General features: G+C 61.1%; 24 protein-coding genes. 9 read left to right on the top strand and 15 right to left on the bottom strand.

Going from position 1 to position 25,092, the window contains the following annotated elements:
* Nucleotides 1-19: 19 nt before the first annotated feature.
* The 4 genes from lon to AB1E34_RS11645 form a co-directional block, all read right to left on the bottom strand.
* Nucleotides 20-2,434, bottom strand: coding sequence for an endopeptidase La (gene lon, locus AB1E34_RS11660; RefSeq protein WP_372572517.1), 2,415 nt, complete (start codon nt 2,432-2,434; stop codon nt 20-22).
* Between the two features lie 257 nt (nt 2,435-2,691).
* On the bottom strand, nt 2,692-3,099 hold the full coding sequence (locus tag AB1E34_RS11655) for a DUF6636 domain-containing protein (protein ID WP_372572516.1): 408 nt from the start codon (nt 3,097-3,099) through the stop codon (nt 2,692-2,694).
* Nucleotides 3,100-3,198: 99 nt separating this feature from the next.
* Complete coding sequence (gene tgt / locus AB1E34_RS11650; protein WP_372572515.1) at nt 3,199-4,329, bottom strand: tRNA guanosine(34) transglycosylase Tgt; 1,131 nt, start codon at nt 4,327-4,329, stop codon at nt 3,199-3,201.
* 67 nt (nt 4,330-4,396) lie between these two features.
* Nucleotides 4,397-5,308, bottom strand: coding sequence for a nucleoside hydrolase (locus AB1E34_RS11645; protein ID WP_372572514.1), 912 nt, complete (start codon nt 5,306-5,308; stop codon nt 4,397-4,399).
* Nucleotides 5,309-5,514: 206 nt separating this feature from the next.
* Between AB1E34_RS11645 and AB1E34_RS11640 the strand changes: the two genes are divergently transcribed.
* Nucleotides 5,515-6,408: an SPFH domain-containing protein gene (locus AB1E34_RS11640; RefSeq protein WP_372572513.1), complete on the top strand. Its 894-nt coding sequence runs from the start codon at nt 5,515-5,517 to the stop codon at nt 6,406-6,408.
* Nucleotides 6,405-6,683, top strand: coding sequence for an NfeD family protein (locus AB1E34_RS11635; RefSeq protein ID WP_372572512.1), 279 nt, complete (start codon nt 6,405-6,407; stop codon nt 6,681-6,683). The genes AB1E34_RS11640 and AB1E34_RS11635 overlap by 4 nt, the downstream gene beginning before the upstream one ends.
* 57 nt (nt 6,684-6,740) lie before the next feature.
* On the opposite strand, the gene AB1E34_RS11630 is transcribed toward AB1E34_RS11635, so the two are convergent.
* Complete coding sequence (locus AB1E34_RS11630; RefSeq protein ID WP_306194884.1) at nt 6,741-6,923, bottom strand: hypothetical protein; 183 nt, start codon at nt 6,921-6,923, stop codon at nt 6,741-6,743.
* Between the two features lie 181 nt (nt 6,924-7,104).
* Between AB1E34_RS11630 and AB1E34_RS11625 the strand changes: the two genes are divergently transcribed.
* From AB1E34_RS11625 to AB1E34_RS11615, 3 genes are all read left to right on the top strand, one after another.
* Nucleotides 7,105-7,467, top strand: a complete 363-nt coding sequence (locus AB1E34_RS11625; RefSeq protein ID WP_372572511.1) for an SUF system Fe-S cluster assembly protein — start codon at nt 7,105-7,107, stop codon at nt 7,465-7,467.
* A gap of 125 nt (nt 7,468-7,592) precedes the next feature.
* Nucleotides 7,593-8,801 carry a glycerophosphodiester phosphodiesterase family protein gene (locus tag AB1E34_RS11620; protein ID WP_372572510.1) on the top strand — a complete coding sequence of 403 codons (1,209 nt, stop codon included), beginning with the start codon at nt 7,593-7,595 and terminating at the stop codon, nt 8,799-8,801.
* 123 nt (nt 8,802-8,924) lie between these two features.
* Nucleotides 8,925-9,290, top strand: a complete 366-nt coding sequence (locus tag AB1E34_RS11615) for a HesB/IscA family protein (protein WP_372572509.1) — start codon at nt 8,925-8,927, stop codon at nt 9,288-9,290.
* 3 nt (nt 9,291-9,293) lie between these two features.
* On the opposite strand, the gene AB1E34_RS11610 is transcribed toward AB1E34_RS11615, so the two are convergent.
* Together AB1E34_RS11610 and AB1E34_RS11605 are read right to left on the bottom strand one after the other, a co-directional pair.
* Complete coding sequence (locus tag AB1E34_RS11610) at nt 9,294-10,574, bottom strand: tetratricopeptide repeat protein (protein WP_372572508.1); 1,281 nt, start codon at nt 10,572-10,574, stop codon at nt 9,294-9,296.
* A gap of 81 nt (nt 10,575-10,655) precedes the next feature.
* Complete coding sequence (locus AB1E34_RS11605; RefSeq protein ID WP_372572507.1) at nt 10,656-11,462, bottom strand: class I SAM-dependent methyltransferase; 807 nt, start codon at nt 11,460-11,462, stop codon at nt 10,656-10,658.
* Between the two features lie 146 nt (nt 11,463-11,608).
* Between AB1E34_RS11605 and tpiA the strand changes: the two genes are divergently transcribed.
* Together tpiA and AB1E34_RS11595 are read left to right on the top strand one after the other, a co-directional pair.
* A complete protein-coding gene (gene tpiA, locus AB1E34_RS11600; protein WP_372572506.1) occupies nt 11,609-12,358 on the top strand; it encodes a triose-phosphate isomerase in 750 nt (249 codons plus the stop codon).
* Nucleotides 12,359-12,482: 124 nt separating this feature from the next.
* Nucleotides 12,483-13,430 carry a TAXI family TRAP transporter solute-binding subunit gene (locus AB1E34_RS11595; RefSeq protein WP_372572505.1) on the top strand — a complete coding sequence of 316 codons (948 nt, stop codon included), beginning with the start codon at nt 12,483-12,485 and terminating at the stop codon, nt 13,428-13,430.
* A gap of 23 nt (nt 13,431-13,453) precedes the next feature.
* Here AB1E34_RS11595 and AB1E34_RS11590 read toward each other — a convergent pair whose 3' ends face one another.
* Nucleotides 13,454-14,392, bottom strand: a complete 939-nt coding sequence (locus AB1E34_RS11590; protein ID WP_372572504.1) for a DMT family transporter — start codon at nt 14,390-14,392, stop codon at nt 13,454-13,456.
* A gap of 145 nt (nt 14,393-14,537) precedes the next feature.
* Here AB1E34_RS11590 and AB1E34_RS11585 point away from each other — a divergent pair, with 145 nt between their 5' ends.
* Nucleotides 14,538-15,524 carry an autotransporter outer membrane beta-barrel domain-containing protein gene (locus AB1E34_RS11585; RefSeq protein WP_372572503.1) on the top strand — a complete coding sequence of 329 codons (987 nt, stop codon included), beginning with the start codon at nt 14,538-14,540 and terminating at the stop codon, nt 15,522-15,524.
* Between the two features lie 101 nt (nt 15,525-15,625).
* On the opposite strand, the gene AB1E34_RS11580 is transcribed toward AB1E34_RS11585, so the two are convergent.
* From AB1E34_RS11580 to AB1E34_RS11550, 7 genes are all read right to left on the bottom strand, one after another.
* Complete coding sequence (locus AB1E34_RS11580) at nt 15,626-17,002, bottom strand: TRAP transporter large permease (protein WP_306194901.1); 1,377 nt, start codon at nt 17,000-17,002, stop codon at nt 15,626-15,628.
* Nucleotides 17,002-17,679 (bottom strand): TRAP transporter small permease, encoded by a 678-nt coding sequence (locus tag AB1E34_RS11575; RefSeq protein ID WP_372572502.1) that lies wholly within the window; start codon nt 17,677-17,679, stop codon nt 17,002-17,004. The genes AB1E34_RS11580 and AB1E34_RS11575 overlap by 1 nt, the downstream gene beginning before the upstream one ends.
* 108 nt (nt 17,680-17,787) lie before the next feature.
* Nucleotides 17,788-18,783: a DctP family TRAP transporter solute-binding subunit gene (locus AB1E34_RS11570; protein ID WP_372572501.1), complete on the bottom strand. Its 996-nt coding sequence runs from the start codon at nt 18,781-18,783 to the stop codon at nt 17,788-17,790.
* A 286-nt stretch (nt 18,784-19,069) separates the two neighbouring features.
* The gene (locus AB1E34_RS11565; protein WP_372572500.1) at nt 19,070-19,378 is read right to left on the bottom strand and encodes a hypothetical protein; all 309 of its coding nucleotides are present in this window, start codon (nt 19,376-19,378) and stop codon (nt 19,070-19,072) included.
* Nucleotides 19,379-19,430: 52 nt separating this feature from the next.
* Nucleotides 19,431-20,768 carry a hypothetical protein gene (locus AB1E34_RS11560; RefSeq protein ID WP_372572499.1) on the bottom strand — a complete coding sequence of 446 codons (1,338 nt, stop codon included), beginning with the start codon at nt 20,766-20,768 and terminating at the stop codon, nt 19,431-19,433.
* Nucleotides 20,769-20,870: 102 nt separating this feature from the next.
* The gene (locus tag AB1E34_RS11555) at nt 20,871-22,100 is read right to left on the bottom strand and encodes a sigma-54-dependent transcriptional regulator (RefSeq protein WP_372572498.1); all 1,230 of its coding nucleotides are present in this window, start codon (nt 22,098-22,100) and stop codon (nt 20,871-20,873) included.
* The gene (locus AB1E34_RS11550) at nt 22,097-23,830 is read right to left on the bottom strand and encodes a sensor histidine kinase (protein ID WP_372572497.1); all 1,734 of its coding nucleotides are present in this window, start codon (nt 23,828-23,830) and stop codon (nt 22,097-22,099) included. The genes AB1E34_RS11555 and AB1E34_RS11550 overlap by 4 nt, the downstream gene beginning before the upstream one ends.
* 49 nt (nt 23,831-23,879) lie before the next feature.
* Here AB1E34_RS11550 and AB1E34_RS11545 point away from each other — a divergent pair, with 49 nt between their 5' ends.
* Nucleotides 23,880-25,061, top strand: coding sequence for a cytochrome P450 (locus AB1E34_RS11545; RefSeq protein ID WP_372572570.1), 1,182 nt, complete (start codon nt 23,880-23,882; stop codon nt 25,059-25,061).
* Nucleotides 25,062-25,092 lie beyond the last annotated feature (31 nt).

Below are 25,092 nucleotides of genomic sequence, written 5' to 3'. Positions count from 1 at the left end.
TTGCTAAACAGGTGCTGCTTCAGTGCGCGGTCGCAACCGGCCCCTCTCCGGACGCCGCCGTCGCGGCGCGAGCAGCGGCCGCCTCTTCTTCGGCAGCTTCGTCCCATTCGATGGGCTCAGGCTCGGCTATCAGCGCATGTTTCAGCACTTCCGAAACATGGGCCACGGGAATGATCTCAAGGCCTTCTTTCACGTTGTCGGGGATTTCAGGCAGGTCTTTCTCGTTTTCCTGCGGGATCAGCACCGTTTTGATGCCGCCGCGCAAAGCCGCAAGCAGTTTCTCCTTGAGCCCGCCGATGGCCAGCGCATTGCCCCGCAAGGTAACCTCGCCGGTCATCGCGATATCCTTGCGCACCGGAATACCGGTCAGCACCGACACGATCGAGGTCACCATGGCCAAACCGGCACTTGGGCCGTCCTTGGGCGTCGCACCCTCGGGCACGTGCACATGGATGTCCCAATTGTCGAACCGCGTCGGCTTGATGCCGAGCTGAGGGCTGATCGAGCGGACATAGCTTGACGCTGCTTCGATGGATTCCTTCATCACATCGCCCAGCTTGCCGGTGGTCTTCATCCGGCCCTTGCCAGGTAGGCGCAGCGCCTCGATGCTCAGCAATTCACCCCCAACCGAGGTATAGGCCAGCCCGGTGACAACACCGACCTGATCTTCTTTCTCGGCAAGACCATAGCGGAACTTCGGCACGCCCAGGAAATCATCCAGATTGTCGGGCGTCACCTCGATGGACTCGGCCTCTTTCTTGATGATCTTGGTCAGCGATTTCCGCGCGACCTTGGCGATCTCACGCTCAAGGTTCCGCACCCCCGCCTCGCGGGTATAGGTGCGGATCATCTCGGTCAGCGCGGCATCGGTCAGCGCGAATTCCTTGTTCTTTAGCCCGTGGTTCTTGACCTGCTTGCTGATCAGATGTTGCTTGGCGATCTCACGCTTTTCATCCTCGGTATAACCTGCCAGCGGAATGATCTCCATCCGGTCCAAAAGCGGCCCGGGCATGTTGTAGCTATTGGACGTGGTCAGGAACATCACGTTGCTGAGGTCATATTCAACCTCCAGATAGTGATCCATGAACGTGTTGTTCTGTTCCGGGTCCAGAACCTCCAGCATGGCCGAGGCCGGGTCGCCCCGGAAATCCTGCCCCATCTTGTCGATCTCATCGAGCAGGATGAGCGGGTTCGTGGTCTTGGCCTTTTTCAGCGCCTGAATGATCTTGCCGGGCATGGAGCCAATATAGGTCCGGCGGTGACCGCGAATTTCGCTCTCATCCCGCACGCCACCCAAGCTGATACGAATGAACTCGCGCCCCGTCGCCCTGGCAACGGATTTCCCAAGCGAGGTCTTGCCCACACCCGGAGGGCCGACAAGGCACAGGATCGGGCCTTTCAGCTTTTTCGAGCGCTGCTGCACAGCGAGGTATTCAACGATCCGCTCCTTGACCTTCTCAAGCCCGTAATGGTCGTCATCGAGAATCTGCTGCGCCTTGCCAAGGTCTTTCTTGACCCGCGACTTGGTGCCCCACGGGATCGACAGAATCCAGTCGAGATAGTTGCGTACCACGGTAGCCTCAGCCGACATCGGGCTCATGTTCTTGAGCTTTTTAAGCTCGCCCTCAGCCTTTTCGCGGGCCTCTTTAGAAAGCTTGGTCTCGGCGATCTTGGCTTCCAGTTCAGCAACCTCGTTGCCGCCATCCTCGCTATCGCCCAATTCCTTCTGAATGGCCTTCATCTGCTCATTCAGATAATATTCGCGCTGGGTCTTCTCCATCTGGGATTTGACCCGCGTCTTGATCTTCTTCTCGACCTGCAGGACAGACATTTCGCCCTGCATCAGGCCATAAACCTTCTCCAGCCGCTCGCTGACGCTGAGCGTCTCCAGAAGATCCTGCTTCTGATCCACCTCAATGCCCAGATGACCGGCCACAAGGTCGGCCAGCTTGGCAGGTTCCGAGGATTCACCCACAGCCGCCAGCGCCTCTTCGGGGATGTTCTTGCGTACCTTGGCATAACGCTCGAACTCATCGCCCACCGAGCGCAACAGTGCCTCGGTGGTGGTCACGTCGCCAGGGATTTCGGTCAGATACTCGGCGCGCGCTTCAAAGAAATCCTCATTTTCCAGAAACTCGGTGATGCGCACCCGTGCCTGCCCCTCGACCAGCACCTTCACGGTGCCATCAGGCAGCTTCAGCAATTGCAGCACATTGGCCAGAACACCCGCCGTAAAGATGCCATCACTATCCGGGTCATCCACCGCCGGGTCGATCTGGCTGGACAGCAGAATCTGCTTGTCGTCCTGCATCACCTCTTCCAGCGCGCGGACCGATTTCTCGCGGCCCACAAAAAGCGGCACGATCATATGCGGAAACACCACGATGTCGCGCAAAGGCAGGACGGGGTAGGACGAGTTGAGAGGCTCTTGCATGCTCTTTCCTTATCGTTGGCAAGACGGCGCGGGTCCCTGCAATTAGGCAACCTGTGGCCATCTCCGGTCTAAGAGAGGTGAAATGGGGCATGAGCGCTCACATTTCAACCTTACCTGTTTGCGGCACACAATGGCGTGAAGCCCAGGGGGCCGCAAGGCGATAACGCGTCACATTCGGGCAAAACCCCGCAAGACGGGACGGTGGGCGGGGCGATCCGCGCAGCGCGCGGGAGCGGCGTCCCGCAGTCCCCACAAAATCAGAACACTGACTGCACCGCGCGCGACAGGAAAAACCCGTGACCATCCAGATTGCGACAATCGAGCCCCTTGCGTGAGGAATGGCAGGTAAACCCGCCAAACTGGCCGGTAACTCCATATTCGGCCCGATCAAACCCACCCCTGTTGTGGCTGAGCGGCGCGCAGAGCATCTGTACCGGCCCGGTATCATACATCAGAAAACTGTGCCCCCAATCCGAGGCACAGCTTGCCGGGCGCGGCAAGGCGGGCGGCCCATAGCGCTCAATGATCCTGCATTCCAAATCCGAGGAATTGGGCCCTTGACCCACCACGCATTGAATGTTTTCCGATGGCGTTTCAAAGGTCCAGACATCCGCCGAAACCGGCGCGGCCAAGACCAGAAAACAAAAGGATAAAATGCGAAACATGCGACCCCTCCAATACAAAAGACACGCGGAAAAAACCGGCTGAAATTCACAGCCAGTTTATCCGGGGATCACGTATTTGTCACTCTGGCTGTGGCGCGCCTATAGCGGGTCGATATCGCCTCGCGCGCGCTGGTCGTGAAAACCCGCCTGCCACGCCTCGAAGCTGCCCGCAGCGATGGCGTCGCGCATGCCCGCCATGATCTCCTGAAAATAATGCAGGTTGTGCCAGGTCAGCAGCATGCCCGAGATCATCTCATTGGCGCGGAACACGTGATGCAGATAGGCGCGGGAATAATGTGAGCAGGCCGGACAGGTGCAGGCCTCGTCCAGCGGGCGCGGGTCGTCGGCGTGGCGGGCGTTCTTGATGTTGACGACGCCAAAGCGGGTAAAGACCTGCCCGGTACGGCCCGAGCGCGACGGCAGCACGCAATCCATCATGTCGATGCCGCGCGCCACCGCGCCCACGATGTCGTCGGGCTTGCCCACCCCCATCAGATAGCGCGGCTTGTCCTCGGGCAGCATATCGGGCGCATAATCGAGACACCCGAACATGGCCTCCTGCCCCTCGCCCACGGCCAGCCCGCCCACTGCATAGCCATCAAAACCGATCTCACGCAGGGCCGCAGCGCTTTCCTCGCGAAAATCCTGCTCCAGACCGCCCTGCTGGATACCGAACAGAGCATGGCCGGGCCGGTCGCCAAAGGCATCGCGCGAGCGCTGCGCCCACCGCATCGACAGCCGCATGCTCTCTGCGATCCGGTCTCGGTCGGCTGGCAGTGCCGGGCATTCGTCGAAACACATCACGATATCCGAGCCCAGAAGGCGCTGGATCTCCATCGACCGTTCCGGCGTCAATTCGTGTTTCGACCCGTCGATATGGGATTTGAAGGTCACGCCCTTCTCGGTCAGCTTGCGCAGCCCGGCGAGGCTCATCACCTGAAACCCGCCGCTATCGGTTAGGATCGGACGGTCCCAGTTCATGAACTTGTGCAGCCCGCCCAGCCGGTCAATCCGCTCGGCGGTGGGGCGCAGCATCAGGTGATAGGTGTTGCCGAGCAGAATATCGGCCCCGGTGGCGCGCACGCTTTCCGGCATCATCGCCTTGACCGTCGCCGCCGTGCCCACCGGCATGAAAGCAGGAATGCGGATATCCCCGCGCGGTGTCGCGATCACGCCGGTGCGCGCCTTGCCGTCAGTCGCGTTCAACTGGAAGGAAATTCTGTCGCTCATACCTGCCTCCGGATCGCTCAACCGGGCGGGATGTGCCCGATCACACGCGCCAATGCAAGACCGCCCCTCAGTGCAGTGACGCGATCCGGCTGGTGAGCTCCTGCATCACCGCCTGCGTCTGCATATCCCGGCAAACGGCGACCGGCGGGCGGTCAGGATCGGGAATCGTGGCACCACAGCGCGCACCTTCGGTGATGACGCGCAGGCCCGTTTCGATGGTTTTGAAAAGCTGTGGATGGGTGCAGGCCACCACTGCGGTCGGGTCCTGCAAGCCACAGCCGTCGATCCCAAGAGTGACACAAAAGAAGTTCAGATGGGATTGCACGGCCCGGTTCAGAAATCCGCCAACCCTGGGCGATGCCGCCGAGAGAACAGCAAAATCCGCGATGCCATAGAGCGGCTTGAGCGTAACATCCAGCCCAACAAGCGTGATCGGCAGACCCGAGGCGAACACCGTATCCGCAGCAAGCGGATCGCGCGCCATATTGTCCTCTGCTGTTTCGCTCACATCGCCGCCCCCTCCGAGCGCGCCGCCCAGCACGATCACCCGGCCCGGCATCCGCGCAAATTCAGGGTCCAGAGCAAGCGCGTCCGCAATATTGGTGAGCGGCCCTAATGTGCAGATTGTCAGGCCCTCCCCATGCTCTCGCGCCATTTGCACCAGGTACTCGGCAGCGGATTGTGGATGATCGACACCCAGATCGGGGATTTCGATGACATCTCCGAAGCCTTCGCTGCCATGTCCAATCCCGGCTGACCGAAAATCCGAGGCCCCCAACGGTGCCTCTGCCCCGCGCGCAACCGGAATGTCCAACTGCAGCAGATCGACCAGATAGCGTGCGTTGCGACTGGCCTGGTGAATGCTGGTATTGCCATAGATCGTGGTCAGCCCGACCAGATCAATCTCGGGCGCGGCGGCGGCATAGGCGATCGCCAGCGCGTCATCAATGCCGGGATCGGTGTCGAGAATGACCTTCATGCTGCCAACTTACGACAGGGTATGTTACTCTCAAACCCTGATTTTGCGCGATCTGCGCAAAAGACCGCTATATGTAGACGCAACATAGGTCATTTGCGAAACGCGGTTAGGGCTTGAAGCAACCGCGAAACCCGCCATACCTGTCTTGAAATCGGGCGACTCAACCCCCAAATGTATACAATAGTACACAAAGATTAGGAGCCTCAATGTCAGAAGATGTGATCCTCGAATTGATATCGTCCAACATCCTTTACCTGCTGGCTGCAGCCCTGATCATCCTGGTGATTTTCAAGGGCATCAAGATCGTGCCGCAATCCGAGAAATACGTGATCGAACGGTTCGGCCGGCTGCATTCTGTGCTTGGACCGGGGATCAACTTTATCGTGCCATTTCTGGATGTTGCGCGGCACAAGATATCCATCCTCGAACGCCAACTGCCCAATGCCACCCAGGATGCGATCACCAAGGACAATGTGCTGGTGCAGATCGACACCTCGGTCTTTTACCGCATCCTGGAGCCGGAAAAGACCGTCTATCGCATCCGCGAAGTGGATGGCGCCATCGCCACCACCGTGGCCGGGATCGTGCGGGCAGAGATCGGCAAGATGGATCTGGACGAGGTGCAGTCGAACCGCGCCCAGCTGATTTCGCGCATTCAGGAAAGCGTGGAATCCGCCGTGGATGACTGGGGGATCGAGGTGACAAGGGCGGAAATTCTGGACGTCAATCTCGATCAGGCCACCCGCGATGCAATGCTACAGCAGTTGAACGCCGAACGCGCCCGTCGCGCGCAGGTGACCGAGGCTGAGGGCCAGAAACGCGCGGTCGAGTTGCAGGCCGATGCCGAGCTTTACGCCGCAGAACAAAGCGCCAAGGCGCGCCGGGTGCAGGCCGATGCCGAGGCTTACGCGACCGAGGTCGTGGCCCGCGCGATCAAGGATAACGGCCTTGAAGCGGCGCAGTATCAGGTTGCGCTGAAGCAGGTCGAGGCGCTGAATGCGCTCGGTCATGGCGATGGCAAACAGACGATCGTTCTGCCCGCAAACGCGCTGGAAGCCTTCGGCGACGCGTTCAAGATGCTGAAAGGAGGCCGCGCATGATACTTGATCTGGTCCTGCTCTGGTGGGTCTGGATGGCCTTTGCGCTGGTGCTGGTGATCCTGGAGGTCGCCATTCCCGGCTTCATCTTCCTGGGCTTTGCCATCGGCGCTGCAATCACCGGGCTGCTGGTACTGTTCTCGATCTTCACCATAGGGGCAGCGGTTCTGCTGCTGATCTTCGCGGGGCTGTCGCTGGCGGCCTGGCTAGGCCTGCGTCATTTCTTTGCGCTGCCCGGCGGGCAGGTCAAGAAATTCGACCGCGATATCAACGACTGAGGAAGGCCGCAGCGCTGAGGCGCGCGGCCTTCCCTCAATCAGAGGTGGTGTTCGGGCTCAGCCTTGATGCGGTCCGCGCATACTGATGATGGCGCGGCGCACCGCTTTCCAATCCTGCGCCTCGGCATCCTGCCCTTTATCCTTGCAATCCTGTATTTTCCGGGCGATCTCGGCCTCGGCCTTGGGGCCCTGCGCGGTATAAAGCGCGCGTGCATATTCCGTGGTCTTGATCATATCCATCGCAGTTTGTCCTCCCGCTTTGGTTCTGCGCTACGTGTTCATCCCTCGCGCAGGGACCACCATAACACGAAAATCGCACAGTTTGCATACGGGGAATACCGCAGGAAAGACAACGCACCCGCTCTGGACGCCCCGCCCTGCTTTCCCTATATAATCACTCAAGTTAGAAACCGAGGCCCGAATGACCAACACCGACGAACATATGGAAGGTACGCCGCTGATTGCGCCCTCTTCCGTTGGCCACCCGCTTTACGAGCCGGTGGTCGAGGCCTGCCGTTCCGTCTATGACCCTGAAATCCCTGTCAATATCTACGAGCTGGGGCTGATCTATACGATTGATATCAGCGACCAGAACGAGGTGAAGGTGATCATGAGCCTGACCGCGCCGGGCTGTCCGGTGGCGGGTGAGATGCCGGGCTGGGTGGCTGAGGCGATCGAACCGCTGGCTGGCGTCAAACAGGTCGATGTGGAACTGACCTGGGAGCCACCCTGGGGCATGGAGATGATGTCGGACGAGGCGCGGCTGGAACTGGGCTTCATGTAAGCGCGGGCGGTTCTCGCTGCTGTGGAGCGGCGTTACAAAACACTAATACCGGCGTCATGCCCGTGTCGCACGTCTAAGCAAGAAGGCCGACCTGTTTCAAACGAACTACAAACGGAAGGCCTATCATGCGACGGACATTTGCCTGCGCCCTGCTCGCGCTCTCGCCGACCCTGCTCATCGCCGACGCTGCGCCGCATGTCAGTTATGGGCCGCGGCCTGCCTATCTGATCGACAAGCTGCCAGAAGGCCCCCTGAAATCAACGCTGCAAGCCTGCGCAGCACAGACCCCGGCGGCGAGCACGTTTTCCATCGGCCATCGCGGCGCGCCGCTGCTGTTCCCCGAACATACCGTCGAGTCTCATGTCGCGGCGGCGCGGATGGGGGCCGGCATTCTGGAATGTGACGTGACCTTCACCAAAGATCTGGAGCTGATCTGCCGTCATGCCCAGAACGATCTGCACACAACAACCGACATCCTGACAAGCGATCTGGCGGCCACCTGCGTCACCCCCTTCTCACCGGCGACTGGCGACACACCCGCGACCGCCGAGTGCCGGACCTCGGAATTGACCCTTGCCGAATTCCGAACGCTCACCCCCAAGATGGACAGTGCAGACGACACGGCAGCTACGCCGGAGGAGTATCAGGGCGGTGTTGCCGGGTACCGGACCACGCTCTACGCCGATCACGCCCGCACGATGACCCACGCAGAATCGATTGCGCTGTTCAAATCGCTTGGCGCCAAGTTCACGCCCGAGCTCAAATCGCCCGCCGTAGACATGCCCTTCAACGGCTTCACCCAGGCCGACTATGCGCAAAAGCTGATCGACGAGTACAAGGCCGCCGGTATCCCGCCCAGCGACGTTTGGCCACAGAGTTTTGATTTGCAAGATATCCTCTACTGGATTGAAAATGAGCCGGAATTCGGGAAACAGGCTGTATTTCTGGACGCAAGCTACAGGGCCGGAGGATTCGATCACACCGATCCCGCGACCTTCCCGCTGGATTTCGCGGAGTTGCATGCCAACGGCGTCAACCATCTCGCGCCGCCGATCTGGATGCTGCTGACAATCGAGGACGGCAGGATCGTCCCATCCCCTTATGCGACCGAGGCCAAAGCGGCAGGTCTGAACCTGATCACCTGGACGCTGGAGCGGTCGGGACCACTGGCTTCGGGCGGCGATTGGTATTTTCAGTCGGTGGCGGATCTGACGAAAGATGACAGCATGTATTACCAAATGCTGGATGTTCTGGCCCAGGACGTGGGGGTGAAGGGCGTGTTTTCGGACTGGCCCGCAACGGTCACCTATTACGCGAACTGCATGGGCCTTTGACCCGTCACCTGTTAGGGCCCGCTTACGGCGCGGGCTCGTCTTTGCGCTGGCAACCCCTTGAGCCCACTGCGTGGACGACCTAGATTAGCCGCAAGAGCGCGACACGCGCGAAGGAGTTCTTAGATGTTCGGTATTCCCGGCAAACAGGCGGTGACGATGACACCGCGCGCGGCAGCGCAGATCGCCAAGCTGATGGCCAAGGGCGGGCATTCGGGCCTGCGTATCGGTGTCAAGAAAGGCGGCTGCGCCGGCATGGAATACACCATGGACTATGTCGATGCTGCCGAATCCCATGACGAGGTGGTGGAACAGGATGGCGCGCGCATTTTGATCGCTCCAATGGCGCAGATGTTCCTTTTTGGCACCGAGATCGACTATGAGGTCTCGCTGCTGGAATCGGGGTTCAAGTTCAAGAACCCCAATGTGGTTGATGCCTGCGGCTGCGGTGAGTCGATCAAGTTCGATGAAAGCCTGCCCGCGACCAAGTAACGCTTAGGGAAACGCAGCAACCGGCGGTGCTTCGGCCAGAACCGGGCGTCGTGTCGTCAGATTGCGGCGCGCCTCTTCGACCTGACCGAGTTTCAGCAGAACATTCACATAGGTCAGTTCCAGCAGATCCCGCTGCGCTCGGCTGCCGCCCAGCCGTTCCGTGCGCGCCATGGTCTGCGACAGATCGGCCAGCGCGCCCGTCCAGTCCTCGCGCGCAATCGCGCCCCAGGCGCGGGCGACCGGGCGTACCAGATCACCCGCGAACCCCTTGGCCGTTTCGGCGATCTTCGCCAGGCGTGCGCCCTCGCCCGCCATCGCATGGGCCAAAGCCGCGTGGATATCGGCAAAGCTCTGCCCGGTTTCGGGGAAATTCTGCGCGGCATAGTCGCTGAGCACCGACCAGCGGTGCGGTTCAACCGCAATCCCCGCAAGCTCGGCGCGATAGAGGATCGCCGCCGTATCGGTCAGCACGTTGATCGGCAGCCCCTTGGCTGCCCCCGGTGCGACACCACCATCGACCGCCTGCCACATGGCCGCTGCATCGCCTGCATGCAGCGCCCAGAGCGCGCAGTGCCAGCTGAGATGGCCGTGCAACACGGAGCGGTCATCATACTCGGCCAGCCACTCGTCCAGATAGGCACGTCCCGCTTGGGTTTCGCCTGCCTCATATTGCGCGTGCGCCCTGAAATGCGACCCATTGGCGTTTCTGGGGTTCAGCGCCAACGCCTTGTCCATCAACCGCATCGAGGCACCGATCTGACCGGTCTCACACAGCGACAGCGCATGCATCGACATCATCCACCAATCCTCGCCATACTGTGGCAACAGGGCCGAGGTATAGGCCAGCAGTTCCGCCTCGCGCCCGACCTCGCCAGAAAACCCGATCAGGCCGAACACATTGGCGCAAAGCTGCGCCACAAGCGCGTCGCGCGGATACTCGCGGATATGTGCCATGACTGCGGCACGCGCCTCGGTCGGTTTGCCCGCCAGCAGCAGCGCTATCGCGGCGACGTGCCCGCGCGCGCGATCATCGTCGCTTTCGGCCAGCCGCGCTGCCTCGCTGATGGCCGCCTTGGCATCGTCCATCCGCGCTTCCATCATCAGCGCCCGCGCCAGCCCCGCATAAGCCAGCGCAAAGCCGGGGTCGGAATCAATGGCGTCCTGAAACGCCTTGGACGCGCCGAAATTCGAACTCAGAAACAGCGCCACGCCCTTGTCGTAGTGGTCGCGCGCGTCCTGAAAACCGGTTGAGAGTGGATTTCCGTAGTGATCCCGAACGGTCATAGTCTCGCCCCCTGCCATCGTTTCCCCTGCTGCACATTACGCAGGACCGGCGCGTTTGCCCACTGTTCTGGCGCGGGTGGTTCAGCCCATCGATTTATACGCAAGGCACTGAGAGACCATGAGCAAGCCAATGACGGCACCCGGATCAGCCCGGCTGCTGGCCTTGATGGCTGCATCCACCGCCTCATCGGTCGCAATGCCTGCGTTGATCAGGTTCTGTTTCATTTCATTGCCAAGCGACAGGTGCAACATCTCGACAATCGCCTCCTGCGGCTCCAGCGGTGCCGCTGCGGCGACAGAGAGGCCCTCCAGCCCCGCCTCGATCATATGCGATGGCAGCCCGGAAAGGCCGTAATTCGGGTCCCCACCAGCGCTGCGGACCAGTGCCGGAAACCACTGCATGATATCGGTCAGCCAGCCCGGTTCGTTGTGGCTGACATGGGCCTCGACACATTCCTCGCCGAAAAAGCAGCCGCCGGGTCTTAGGCTTCGGGCCACCTGGCGCACGACGTCGCCCGCGTCACGCAGATAGGTCAGAACATAGCGGCTATGGGCGATGTCGAATCGGCTTTCACCATAGTCGAAATCCTCGGCGCTCGACTGAACAAAACGGATATTGCCAATGCCCTGCTCTGCGGCGCGCTCGCAGCCCAAAGCGACCAGTTCGGCGCTCTGGTCAAAGGCGGTGACATGACCGTCGGGCACGATATGCCGGGCCATCCAGCAAGCCGTGTCGCCGATGCCGCAGCCGATTTCGAGGATCTGCATATCGGGCCGCGTATCGATCCGGGCAAAGCCCTGTTCAGTAAAGGGCTGGTTGATCGCGTTGAACAACTCATACCGGTGCAGGGTGCTGCGGTCTTCGCCGAGGACGTAAGAATGGGGCATGCGGGGCCTCCGATGACAGGACGAGGCCAGAGTAGCCGGGTCATGCGCTGCTGTCTCGCTTTGGGGTTGCGCAATTGTGCGCCCGTGCCGAGGGTGCTATCGGGAATGCAACCATTGGAACATCACGGCAGGGAGTGGGCAGAGCGATGCATCGGAAACTGGCAGCGGGCAATTGGAAGATGAACGGGCTGGGCGCAAGCTTGGCCGAGTTGGAAACACTCGGCGGGATGCACGCCACATCCGGGATCGAGGTGCTGATCTGCCCGCCTGCGCCGCTTCTGTCGCGTGCGGCTGACGCCGTTGCGGGCAGCGCCGTGACCATCGGCGCGCAGGATTGCCATGCCGCACGCTCGGGCGCGCATACCGGCGATGTGAGCGCCGAGATGTTGAAGGATGCCGGAGTCACCTCGGTGATCCTCGGCCATTCCGAACGGCGGCAGGACCACGGCGAAACGGATGCGCAGGTGCGCGCCAAGGCCGAGGCCGCGATTGCCGAGGGGCTCCTCGCGATCATCTGCGTCGGCGAAAGCCTGGAGGACCGCGAAGCGGGCCGCACGCTGGACGTGGTCGGCGCGCAGATTGATGGCTCTGTCCCCGACCACGGCACCGCGCATGATCTGGTGATCGCCTATGAGCCGATCTGGGCCATCGGCACCGGCAAGGTGCCGACGCTGGAGCAGATCGAAGAGGTACATGGCTTCCTCCGCAACCGTCTGAGCACGCGGTTCGGCGCGGAAACCGCATCCGGCATCCGCCTGCTCTATGGCGGGTCGGTCAAACCGGGCAACGCAGCCGACATTTTCGCCGTCAGCAATGTGGACGGTGCGCTGGTCGGTGGCGCAAGCCTGAAATCAGCCGATTTCTCGCCCATCATCGCAGCACTTGAGAGTGCTTGACACCTTAAACCGTTTCTAAGCTGCAATCTGACATTTGAGCGGGTGCTGTGAACAATGGCACCCAGTCTTGCTCTCGCACGCAATCCCGGGATTTCTGATGCAAATAGCAAAGCCATTCTACGCCATGATGGAAAAAATCAGCCCCTTTGCGGTTGCCCTGACACTCTTGGCGGGTACCGGAAACGCAGAAGACGCAAAGATCACCATTGGCACCGGAGGAAAAACCGGGGTTTACTTTCGAGCGGGAGAGGCACTTTGCGATTTGTCCGACCAGACCGCCACAGGCCTTCGCTGTCGGGCCAAATCCTCTGGTGGGTCATTTGACAACCTTGTCAAGTTGCGCAGTAATTCCATCAACCTCGCCATTGCCCGGTCCGACTGGGTAGCACAGGCGGTCAATGGTATCGGTAGGTTCAATGGCGCAGGCCCAGACAAGGATCTTAGATCGCTCTATTCCCTTCATGCCGAGCCCCTGAACATAATCGCTCGACGCGACTCAGGCATCAGATCTCTGGATGATCTCAAGGGCAAACGCGTTAACTTTGGGTCCTGGGACGCGCCTTTGGTGCAACGATTGCTGCGGGCAAAAGGTTGGGAGAGTTCAGATTTCGCCAAGGTTGTTCCGGCCACGACCAAGAAACAGGGCAAGCTGCTTTGCGCGGGTGAATTTGACGCCATCATCTACACTGTCGGCTTTCCATCTCTTAGCATTTTTGAACTCACAAAAAGCTGCCCGGTGCGATTTGTTGACGCCGGGGACCCCGCGATCAACCGCCTCGTCAAGTCGTCAGATGAGCTCAGCAGGGCCACAATCCCCGGCGGAATGTATCGCGGGGTGGACGATCCGGTTGAAACCTTCGGTTACCGCGCGTCGGTTGTAACCAGAGCCGACATCCCCGATGCGGTGGTCTATGAATTTGTCAAATCAACGATGCAAGACACCAGCAAACTTCGCTCCTATCACCCCGCCTGGCACGCGCTACATCCCAGAAAAATGACCCAAGATGGCTTGGTCGCGCCCCTTCATCCCGGCGCAGCAAAGTACTATCGCGAACGCGGCTGGATCAAATAGGCCTTCCGCATCGCGGGCGTTCGCTAGTCGGCCTTCTCGCGGCTGGTCAGGATCACCGCCAACACGATCATCGCCGCGCCGATCAGGCCCGCCCCGGTGATCTCGGCCCCCAGGAACAGCCCCGCATTCACGAAGGTGAAGACCACCGACAGCGCAAACATCAGCGTGGCCGACAGGGTCGGGACGCGGGCGGCGGCCTCGTACCACAGGTAATAGGCCAGCGCCGTGGGCAGGACGCCCAGCAGGATCAGGAACACGCCATCCCGGACGCTTGGCATCACCGGATTGATCAGCGCAAGCGGCGCCATCAAAACGCCCGCACACAGGAAGATGCCAAAGAGGAAATTCAACCTCTCGGGCGTGGAGTTTGTCCCCTGCATCGCCCGGCTGCTTGAGATCAGGAACACCGCCCAGCTGAGCCCGGCGGCGATCTCCAGCAGATCGCCGATAAAGCGGGTGCCGCCGGTCTGGAAATCCGGCAGAACGGTCAGCGCCACGCCCGAAACCGCGATGGCCGTGGCCAACAGATCGCGCCACCCCACCGCGGCTTTGGCGAAGAAATAGAGGAAGATCAGCACAAAGACCGGCGCGGTATTTTCCAGCACCATCGCATTGGCCGCGCCTGTGCGCTCCAGCCCCATATGGAAGAAGATGTAATTCACGACTGTCGACAGCACCGCCAGTCGAAAGTTCCAGTCGCGCAGGTTGATCGACACGGCAGCGCCCAGCGCCCGCAGGATGACATAGATCGCAGCTGCGGCGATGAAGAGGCGCATCGCGGCGATCTGCAACCCGCCCATATCACTGGTCAGATAGCGCACGATGACACTGTGCATGCCCCAGAAAAAGGCAGCCAGAAGACCAAAAATCAGACCCCGATTCAGACTTTGTCCCGACATCACATCCTTGTCCCCAAGTGTTTCGCGCAGTGCAAGCCTGACCAGCATATCAGCGTCCGCCACAACGTGGAGTTCATATCTGGGGTTTCGGGCAACCAGCAAAACCAAGGATGTTGACCAATAGGCATCAGGCAGACGCATTTGTGCGCGCGGCGAAGGCCCGAGCCTATGCAGGCTCATCCGCTTACCCTATCAAGGCCTGCAGAACATGATCTTTCCAGTTAATCGGATGGGACCAATGGGGGCAGCGGGCAAACTCATAATCAGGCTGTTCATGCTATTGCTGCTGCCGCAGATCGCGCATGCACAGACGGCAGGCGAGGACCTGTTCAAGGCTCTCCAGCGCGAAAACGCCGCCGGGTCGCTTGCGATCCTGAGCCTCGTGGGCATCCCCGACGACTCGGCCAGCACGATCTTTCTGCAATCGGGACAAGGCAATCGGAGCTATGACTTCAGGTCTGCGCAATTCGGCGGCGGGTTCCGGGTTGGCGAGGGCTTTCCGCTCTATCTTGAGGGATATGCCGGCTACGCCCGCTACGATCCGGTTCTCGTCTTTGAGCAAGGCGGCGAAACCAGCCGTCTGCCGCTGAAATGGACCAGTTTCGCCGCGACCGGCGGGATCGGCTGGGAGTTTGACATCCGGGAGCATTGGAAGTTCAGACCGCTGGCGCATATCTCGGTCGGGCGTACGCAATCGGATGCCTCTATCGGCGCGCAGGCCATTGCCAACAGGCTCGGACTGGACCGGGAGTTTCTGGAGAGCGGCGGCATCTGGGCCGGTGGCCTGGGCGGATCGGCGACGCTGGCTTATGACCGGCGGCGCGAAAGCGGTCACCAGTTGGAGGCCAGCCTGCGCTATACGCATATCGAGTATAAACCCATCGGTGATGACGAGGACCTGCTGGTGACCTCAACAGCGGCAAATACCGTGCTCTGGAGCCGCTATCGCTGGCCGATCCGGGCGCAGGCCTTTGGCAAGCCGATGCGCGGTGTGACCGACCTCTCGCTGTCTTATCTGATCGGGGATCAGGCGAAGGTGCTGGGCACGGATTGGCTGGCCCGTGTTGGCGTCGGGATGGAGGTCGATGTGTCGGAAACGAAGCTGCCCTGGGTCACCAGCGCGCGGCTTATGGTCCGGTATTATGGCAGCGACACGGTGGATGGGTTCAGCGCCGGAATTGGCATCAGCTTCTGATTTGAACCGGCGGGCGGCCTTGCCCTCCAACGGACGGGCCGTCCCTCGAACATTCAAAAGCCCCCGCCATCGGCAGGGGCTTTTGGTCTTGTGGTTCACCACTATTGGGTGACGATCTCCGGGCCCATGAAAGTGTTGGGCAGGAAGGTCGAAATCCACGGAATATAGGTCACCATGATCAGGAAGACGAAGAGCACCGCGAGGAACGGCAGGGCCGCGCGCACCACCGCCATCATCGGCATCCCCGCCACGCCTGAGGTGACGAAGAGGTTCAGACCAACGGGCGGGGTGATCATCCCGATCTCCATGTTGACCACCATGATGATGCCCAGATGGATCGGGTCGATGCCCAGCTCGATCGCGATGGGGAAGACCAGTGGCGCGACGATGACCAGCAGGCCCGAAGGCTCCATGAACTGACCGCCAATCAACAGGATTACGTTCACAACGATCAGGAACATGACCGGCCCAAAGCCCGCCGACAGCATGGCAGACGCGATCTGCTGGGGCACCTGCTCGTCGGTCAGCACGTGTTTGAGGATCAGCGCGTTGGCGATCACGAAGAGCAGCGTGACCGTCAGCTTGCCCGCCTCAAACAGCGTGTGCTTGGTGTCGGGGTGGAACAAGGCCGTCACCAGTGCAATTGGTTTGCGCATGAGCGACAGGTTCTGTGCCTCTCCTTCAGTGCTCAGCGGCCCCATGTCTTTGTAAACGAAGCTCGCGATGAAGAAGGCATAGACGGCGGCCACGGCGGCGGCCTCGGTCGGGGTGAAAATCCCGCCATAGATGCCGCCCAGAATGATCACGATCAGGAACAGGCCCCAGCCCGCCTCACGCGCCGAAGCAAAGATCTCGCCCCAGCCCAGCCAGTCGCCCTTGGGCAGGTTCTTGACCTTGGCCATCACATAGATCGTAACCATCAGCATCAGACCTGCCATCAGACCGGGAATGACACCAGCCAGGAACATCCGGCCCACCGAGACCTCAACCGCGGCGGCATAGACCACCATCACGATGGAGGGCGGGATCAGGATGCCCAAGGTACCTGCGTTACAAATGACACCGGCGGCGAAATCCTTGGAGTAGCCCACCTGCCGCATCCCGGCGATCACGATGGAACCGATGGCGACCACGGTGGCCGGGCTGGACCCGGAAAGCGCGGCAAACAGCATACAGGCAAAGACACCCGCGATCGCCAGACCGCCCGGTAGGTGCCCCACGCACGCGATGGAAAAGCGGATGATCCGTCGCGCCACGCCGCCAGTGGTCATGAAGGACGAGGCCAGAATGAAGAACGGGATCGCCAGCAGGGTGAAATGGCCCTCGAAGGCTTCGAACAGCGTGCCTGCGACCGAGGCAAGCGAGCTGTCGGAATAGATCAGCAGGAAGATGGTGGAACTCAGGCCCAGTGAGATCGCGATGGGAACACCGATCAGCAGCAGGCCAATGACCATGCCGAAGAGAATGACAACTTCCATCAGTTGTGCCCTCCCTGCTGCTGGCGTACCTCTTCCAGTTCATCCTCAACCTCATGGCTGGCCACGATCCGGTCGGTCTCACCCTTCCAGATCGCAATGGCCGCCTGAACGAAGCGGATTACGAGTAGCAGCATGGAGATCGGCAGCACGATATAAGGGACGACCTTGGGCAGCTTCTCATAGGCCTCGTCGTAGTTGATCGCGCCTTCCAGCCAGCGCAGCCATTCGACCATCGGGACGTCCTGCACCTCATAGAAACTCTGTGAGCGCGCTTTCAGGTCAAGGCCGGTAGGGAACCAGCGGCCCGAGGTCGGAGGCAGATCGGCAAAGACGGCCCAGTAGTCATAGGCGCCCTTGAGCATCAGCAGCGAGAACAGCAGGCAGCAGGTGACCGAGATCAGCGCCAGCACCCTGCGCGGCGCGGGGCTCAGCATGTTCAGGATTGCATCGACGCCCAGATGCGCATGTTTCTTGACCGCGTAAGACGCGCCCAGCAGCACCAGCCAGGCAAACATGAACACGGTCAGTTCCAGCGCCCAGAGGATGTTGGAGTTGAATACGAAGCGCGCGATCACATTGGCGAATGTCACCGCCGTCATCAGACCCAGAAGCACCGCGATCACGGTCTCCTCGATCTGGTCGATGAAGCCGGACGGACCGGCAGTCGAACCAGACATTTTACTGTCCCCGATTGTTTGTGTGTTTGGTGGCAGGTCCGTCCAAGGACTTGCAAGGGCGCGGCGCCGATCACTCCCCAGTACCGGCGCCGCGCGTGATGCGCCGGATCAGAACCCGGCGTTGATTGCCTGTGCGGCGTCGATCTTGTCCTGACCGACGTCATCCGAGAACTTGTCCCAGACAGGCTTCATCGCATCGACCCAGGCCTGGCGCTGAGCCGGTTCCAGCACGCGGATGGTGCCGCCTGCATCGATGATCGACTGTTTGGCGGCATCATTCACGGCGGTTGCTTCTTTGTTGCGCGTATCGCTGACCTCACCAAGGATGGTCAGGAATTGCTCGCGCACTTCAGGCTCAAGGCTGTCGAGCCAGTCCACCGAGGTCACGACCAGATAGTCGATGATGCCGTGATTGGTCTCGGTGATGCCGTCCTGCACCTCAAAGAACTTCTTGCCATAGATGTTGGACCAGGTGTTTTCCTGCCCGTCCACAACGCCCTGCTGCAGCGCACCATAAACTTCCGAGAACGCCATTTTCTGTGGGCTGCCGCCGATCGCTTCCATCTGGGCGACCAGCACGTCCGAGCTTTGGACGCGGAATTTCAGACCATCGGCATCGGTGGGTTCCACCAGCGGCTTGTTGGCCGACATCTGCTTCATGCCATTATGCCAGAAGGCCAGCCCCTGCAGGCCGCGGCGCTGCATGCTGTCCAGCATCGCCTGACCGTCATCCGAGGCCTGGAACGCGTCCACGGCATCGACATTGACGAACATGAAGGGCAGATCGAACAGGCGGAACTGCTTGGTGAATTTCTCGAATTTCGACAGCGAGGGCGCGGCCAGTTGCACATCGCCCTGCAACATCGCCTCCAGCACCTTATTGTCATTATAGAGCGTGGAGTTCGGATAGACCTCGACGCACATGGTGCCGTTCATCTCGTCATTGACGCGTTGTTCCAGCAGCGAGGCAGCAATGCCCTTGGGGTGTTTGTCAGTGTTGGTGACGTGGGCGAACTTCACCACGATCTCACCATCGTCGCAGGCCGCAAACGCGGCGGTGGCAGTCAGTGCCAGCGCGGTGGCGGCGGTTGCCAGGAATTTCATCGGTATCCTCCCGTATATTGTCCGATTCAGAGGCTCAGCCCTGATCGCGTACGAGTGAAGCCAATCCCCACTCCCTGCTCAACCCTGTGAAACGTGGGAATAAGCGAAACGATTTTTCCTAAATGGATTCAGATTATTGCGTGATGTTCTGAAGGTGCGTCAAAGATGGGCATTTGTCAGATGTGCGGATTCTCGCACAGGCCAGACCCCGCTTGTGCGGATTTCCGCACAGTCCCGGGATCCGCCTTGGCCCGGCGATTCGATCCTTGCGGAAAAACCAAGCCCTTCAGTTTTCGTCGTCCTCATCGGGGATCGGGTATGGACCATCTTCAAACAGGAACGCCTGAAGCGCGGTCAGATAGTCCCGCCATTCGGCATCATCCTCGAACTCGTCATCGGTCAGCTCTTCCCAGTCGCCCCGCCCGATGCCGTTACCGCTCAGGGTCTCCGCAAGGGCGGATTGGAAGGCCGTGCGCACATCCGCGTTATGGGCTTCTTCCAGAAACCCCTTCAACTCCTCAACATCATAAGCCTGCGGGTTGAGATAGCCGCTGGCCATATCGCTCAGAACCTGTTGGGGGGTGCGGTCAGCCATGTCTGGGGTCTCCATCAATTGGTTTCACGGCCGGTCCTTTCGGCGGGACCGGCTATGCGATCGGGTTGGGATAAAGTGTCACCAGACGCAAGGTGCCATCGTCAAGCAGATCATAAATGGCCTTGCAGTTGCTATCGGGGCCCCAGGTCGCATCGACGCAGGTGTCTTTCTGACCTTTTTGCTTCTTGCGTTTCACGCCCTGCACCGAGGTCTGCCAATTCGGGCCAAGCACATCGACCAGCTTGGCCTTCATCGGGGGCAGCCTGACGGGCTTGGCGCCTTTGGGCGGCGGCTTGATGCCGTTATCGTCGATATGATCCAGCGCCTGGGTCCGCAGCACCATCTGGCTTTCCACAAACGCCGCTTCGTCGAGGAAGTTCGATGCCTTGTGCACTGGCTTTCCTTTGAATTTCTTGCCGGTGCGCGGATTCTTCTTTTTCAGGATGCGGTCTTCCTGCTGCTGGGTGGTCAAGCCCGGACCGTGGCATTCAGGCCCATGCGCGCGCGGCGGTTTGTCGACGTGATCGTAGAACATCGTGTCCAGCGCCTCTTTCATCGCCTTGAGTTCGGCAATGTTGGAGGGCGGCGGTTTCTTGTTCATCGCGGTTTTCAGCGCTTTGCGCATGTCGCGCATCTCGGGAAAAGCGCGGTCCATAAAGGCCGGGTCGCTGGTCACCTGCGCCGCGCAGGTATTGACCAGCCCGTCGAGCTTGCCCAGCGCCTCAGGATCGTCGCCCGCGCTGGAGAGCCGGTCGGTGATGATCACCGGCGAGGGCGTTGCGGCCACCAGCTTGCGCAGCGCCGCCAGTGCCTTGAGCGCGGTGTCGGGGCTTTTGGCCTTCATGGCCTTCTTGTAGAGTTCGACCGCCTTGACGACCCGTTCGCGGTAGTCAGCCGGGGCAGAGTTCAAGCAGCGCAGCAGAGAGGTTTTCATCGCCTCGAAGTGCTTTGCGATCTTTTCAAGCACCTGTTCGATGTCATCGCCCAGTTCGGGCGGTGCGTCCGCAGCCTCTTCATCACCCTCGGCACCATCATCGATCACGTCGCCGTCTTCGGACAGCAGGCGCACTTTCATTTTCAGGCCGCGGGCAGAGAGGTACGCGCGGAAGGTCTTGGCGAAATTGGCGGGGGTCGAATCCGGGTCTTCGACGATGAGGTTGACGAATTTCTCCTCCACCTCCAGCGCGCCCACCGCGCCCTTGGCGCCGGCACCCTCATCCTTCGCCATTTTTCGGCAGGCGGATTTGTTCTTGGATTTGTGGGCCTTGAAAATCAGGTCGTCCTTGCCGTGAAACAGCGCGAAATTGTGTCGGGCCTTGCGCGCGGCGGCGATGATGCTCGCAACTTCTTTCGCTTCGACCGCCAGTTCGGATTTGGATTTCTTCGCCACGCCAACCTCTCTGAGATAACCGGGTCTGAGGCGCTGTCACGGCACCCCTGCCGGGTCAGAATAGACAAAACCCGGCGCAAAGCCACCCTGCATGCGGGGGCTTCAACGCCGGAAGGTTTCAGGGCGGATCGCGTATTTGGCCAGCTTGTCATAGAAGGTCTTGCGCGGCAGTTTCAGGGCCTGCGCCGCCTGCGCCGCCTTGCCATTGTGCCGCCCAAGGGCTGCGATCAGCAAAGAGCGTTCCACCCGCGCCATCTGTTCGGCCAGACCAAGTTCTGCCGCCTGGGCCACATCCTCGGGCATGCCCAGCACAAAGCGCATCGCCGCCGACATCAGCGAGCGCGCATTGCCCGGCCAGTCCTGCGCCATAAGGGCCGCCAGATGGTCCGGCGTGACCTCGGGCGGCTCGATCCCCGCCTGTTCGGCGGCCTGCGCCACGTAATGGCGGAAGATCACCGGAATGTCGTCGGGCCGTTCAGAGAGCGCGGGGATGCGCACACGCATCCCGTCAAGCCGGTAGAAAAGTTCGGGGTTGAAGCGGCCTTCCTCAGCCAAAGCGGCCAGATCGGCGGTTGTGCCCGCGATCAACCGGGTGCCTATCTCCTGCTCGATCATCTCAAGTGCGGCATATTGCGTTGGTCCCGGCAGGGCCGAAACCTCATCCAGAAACAGCGACCCACCCGCCGCATCACTTATCGCGGTGCCAAGATCGGCGGTTGTCAGATCCGCAGCGGAGCGTTTCACGAACGGACCCTGCGCAGCGGCGGACATCAGGTGCACCACCTCAGCCACCTTGGACACTCCGCTGCCGGGTGGACCAGTGACCAGCACTTCGGCCCCGGCTGCCGCCACAGCACGCACGCGCATACGCAGCGCTTCGGCCTGTTGTGACGAGCCAAAGAGCATTCGCGCCGCCGGGTCGCCGGTCTCCAACTGCTGCTTCAAGGACCGGTTCTCCAGCACCAGCGCACGGGTTTTCAAAGCCCGCTGCAGCACCGCCACAAGATCGGCGGGCGCACAGGGCTTTTCCAGAAAATCAAACGCCCCCTGCCCCATCGCGCTGACAGCGGTTGGAATATCCCCTTCACCGGTCAACAGGATCACCGGCAATTCCGCGTCGATCTCGCGCGCGTAGTTCAGCAGATGGAACCCGTCGCGGCCCGGCATCCGGATGTCCGAGACAATCACGCCCTGAAACCCGGGCGTGATGTGATCCTTGGCCGCCACAAAAGACCCCGCCGTGATCGCCTGAAAATCGCTGAGCTCCAGCGTCTGGCCCAGCGCCTCGCGCACGGCGGCATCATCATCGACCAGCAAAACGGTACGGATCATGCGGCCTCTTCCTCTCTGAACCGGTCAAGCTGAACCGTGAACATGGCACCGCTATCGGTATTGCTGCCCTGAATGTTGCCACCAAAGCTCTGCACCAGACCATAAGAGATCGACAGGCCCAGCCCCATCCCCTCGGAGGACCCCACCGCCTTGGTCGAATAAAACGGCTCGAATATCTTTTCCGGGTCTTCGATTCCCGGACCGGTATCGCGGACGGTTACGGTCAGCTTGTCGCTCTCTTCGATATCAATGCTGATGCGGCGTGTGTCCTGCCCGGTCATGGCATCGGCGGCGTTGTTGATGAGATTTACGAAGACCTGTACCAGCCGCACCTCACCGCCCCATGCTGGGATCGGCGCTGAGGGCGCAGCCCACTTCAGTTCGACTCCGTCATTCGTCAGCCGCGCGGCGGTCAGTTCCACGGCGGTGTCGATGACCTGAACCAGATCAACCCGGCCCATCGGTTCGCTTTCATTGCGGGCAAAGGCGCGCAGGTTCTTGATGATCCGCGCCATGCGCGTGGCCAGTTGCGAGATCCGGCCCAGGTTTTCGCCCGCCTTCTCCGACCTGCCCCGGTCCAGAAACGCGCTGCCATTATCTGCAAATTGCTGGATCGCCATCAGCGGCTGGTTCAACTCATGACTGATCCCCGCCGACATCTGCCCCAGCGCGCTGAGTTTGCCCGCCTGCACAAGTTCCGCCTGCGCCTGTTTCAGCGCGGCCTCGGCCTCCTGCCGCTCGACCACCTCGCGGCGCAGTTGGGTATTGGCCTCGGACAGCGCCTGGGTGCGTTCGGCCACCCGGCTTTCCAGCACCGCATTGGCCTCGGCCAAGGTGCGGCGGCGCTCGGTGGCCAGAAACAGCAGCGCACCAAAGGCCAGACAAATCGCCGCAACTGTCGCAGCCTGAAGCCAGGCCAGCCGCCGCGCCGGGGCAAGATCCACCACAACCTCACCGCTCATCCCGATGACGGGCAGGTCCTGCACCAGATGCAGCGCCTGGCGCGGCAGATACGGCCCCCAATCCAGCGTCCAGATTTCGAAACTGCCCAACAGATCGGTGTCGAAAGGCCGCGGCGGCCCCTTGGCGGGTTGCAGCCCAGCCTCCGCGCCGTCACGCCGCCAGAACAGCAATTCGGGCCGGTTGGACATAAAAACCTCGCCCGCCTCGTCGACGAACAGAACCGCCGGAGAGCTGCCGCGCCAGTCGAACTCGGTATTGTCGATATCCACCACAACCACCAACGCGCCCCGCACCTTGCCATCGGGTCCGAAATCGGGCGCAGCGTAGTAGAACGCCCGCTGATCAAAGGGCGCGATCACCCCGTGATCGCTGCCCAGCGCGCCTTGCAGCGCTCGTTCGAAATAAGGCGCGCCACTGAGCGTATGCGCTGTCTCATCGCGCGCGGCCACCAGCACACGGCCCGAACGATCCGCATACATCACATCCAGCGCCGAGGTCTTGTCGGCCACATCCAGCAGCAGATCGCGCGCGGCGGCGCGGCCTCCGGGCAGGTCGAGATATTCCAGCGCCGGGTGTTCGGCCAGCAGAACGGCGGTTTCCTGATAGCGCTGCAATTGCGCACTGAGCCGGTCGCTGGCCAGTTTCAGATCGGCCTCGGCCCGCTCGGCCAACTGTCCGACGGCCTGCCGATAGCCATAGGTCCAGACCCCGGCGGCCAGAACGCCCACCAGTATGAGGAAACCAACGATGATCCAGAGCCTTCGCATCGTCCATAGGGTCTTGCATTGCGCGCGGCGCAAGGCAAGGGTGCGCGAGATGAAGACATGCCGCCAAAGCCCCACCGACGCCGCCTTTGTGCAAAACCCCTACCCGTTCTACGCGCGGATGCGCGCCGCGGGCCCGCTGGCCTATTGGGAGGAGTACAGCAAGGTCGCCGCCTTCAGCCACGAGGCCGTGCAGACTTTGCTGAAAGACCGTCGCTTCGGGCGGGAAATGCCGCCGGAACTGGTGACCGAAGGCCCGAGCCATCTGGCCCCCTGGCTCGCGGTTGAGGCACACTCGCTGCTTGATGCCGAACCGCCGCGCCACACAAGGCTGCGCGCCCTGGTGCTGCGCGCCTTCACCTCCCGCGCGATTGCCGATCTGGCGCCGGGGATCGAAGCGCTGTGCCATGAACTGATCGACGGGTTTCCGCAGGAGGATTTCGACCTGCTCGACGCTTATTGCACGCAGGTGCCGGTGATCACGATCTGCCGGTTGCTGGGCGTTCCTGAGGGTATGGCCCCTGACCTGCTGCGCTGGTCACATGCGATGGTGGCGATGTATCAGGCAGGCCGCACCCGCGAGACCGAAGATGCAGCAGCACAGGCCGCGACGGAGTTCACAACTTTCCTGCGCAGCTATATCGAGAAGCGCCGCAGCGATCCGCACGACGATCTGATCACCCGGCTAATTGCTGCGGAAGAAGAGGGCACAAAACTCTCAACTGACGAGTTGATCGGCACCTGTATCCTGCTGCTGAATGCCGGGCACGAGGCGACGGTGCATGCCATCGCCAACGGGGTGAAGACATTGCTGGAAACCGGCACCTCCGCAGCCGCCTTGGCCCCTGAAGCTATCGACCGCACTGTCGAAGAGATCATGCGCTACGACCCGCCGCTGCACATGTTCTCGCGCTATGCCTACGAGGATGTCACCCTCTTTGATCATACATTCCGGCGCGGCGATGAGGTGGCGCTGCTGCTGGGCGCGGCCAATCGTGACCCGGCTGTCTGGGCAAATCCCGACAGCTTCAACCCGACGCGCGCCATTCTCACCAATACCAGCTTTGGCGGCGGGCTGCATTTCTGCGTCGGCGCGCCGCTGGCCCGGCTGGAGATGCGCATTGCTCTGCCGATCCTGTTCAAGCGCTGCCCAGCGCTGCGGCTGGCCGAACCACCCGCCTATTCCGACAGTTACCATTTCCACGGTCTTACCGGGCTGATGGTCCACCGCTAGATCGCGCTGCCACGCGGTGCCCCCTGTCTAT

The sequence above is a fragment of the Ruegeria jejuensis genome (assembly GCF_041537905.1).
Lineage (GTDB): Bacteria > Pseudomonadota > Alphaproteobacteria > Rhodobacterales > Rhodobacteraceae > Ruegeria_C.
This window is presented reverse-complemented; position numbering and strand designations above follow the sequence as displayed.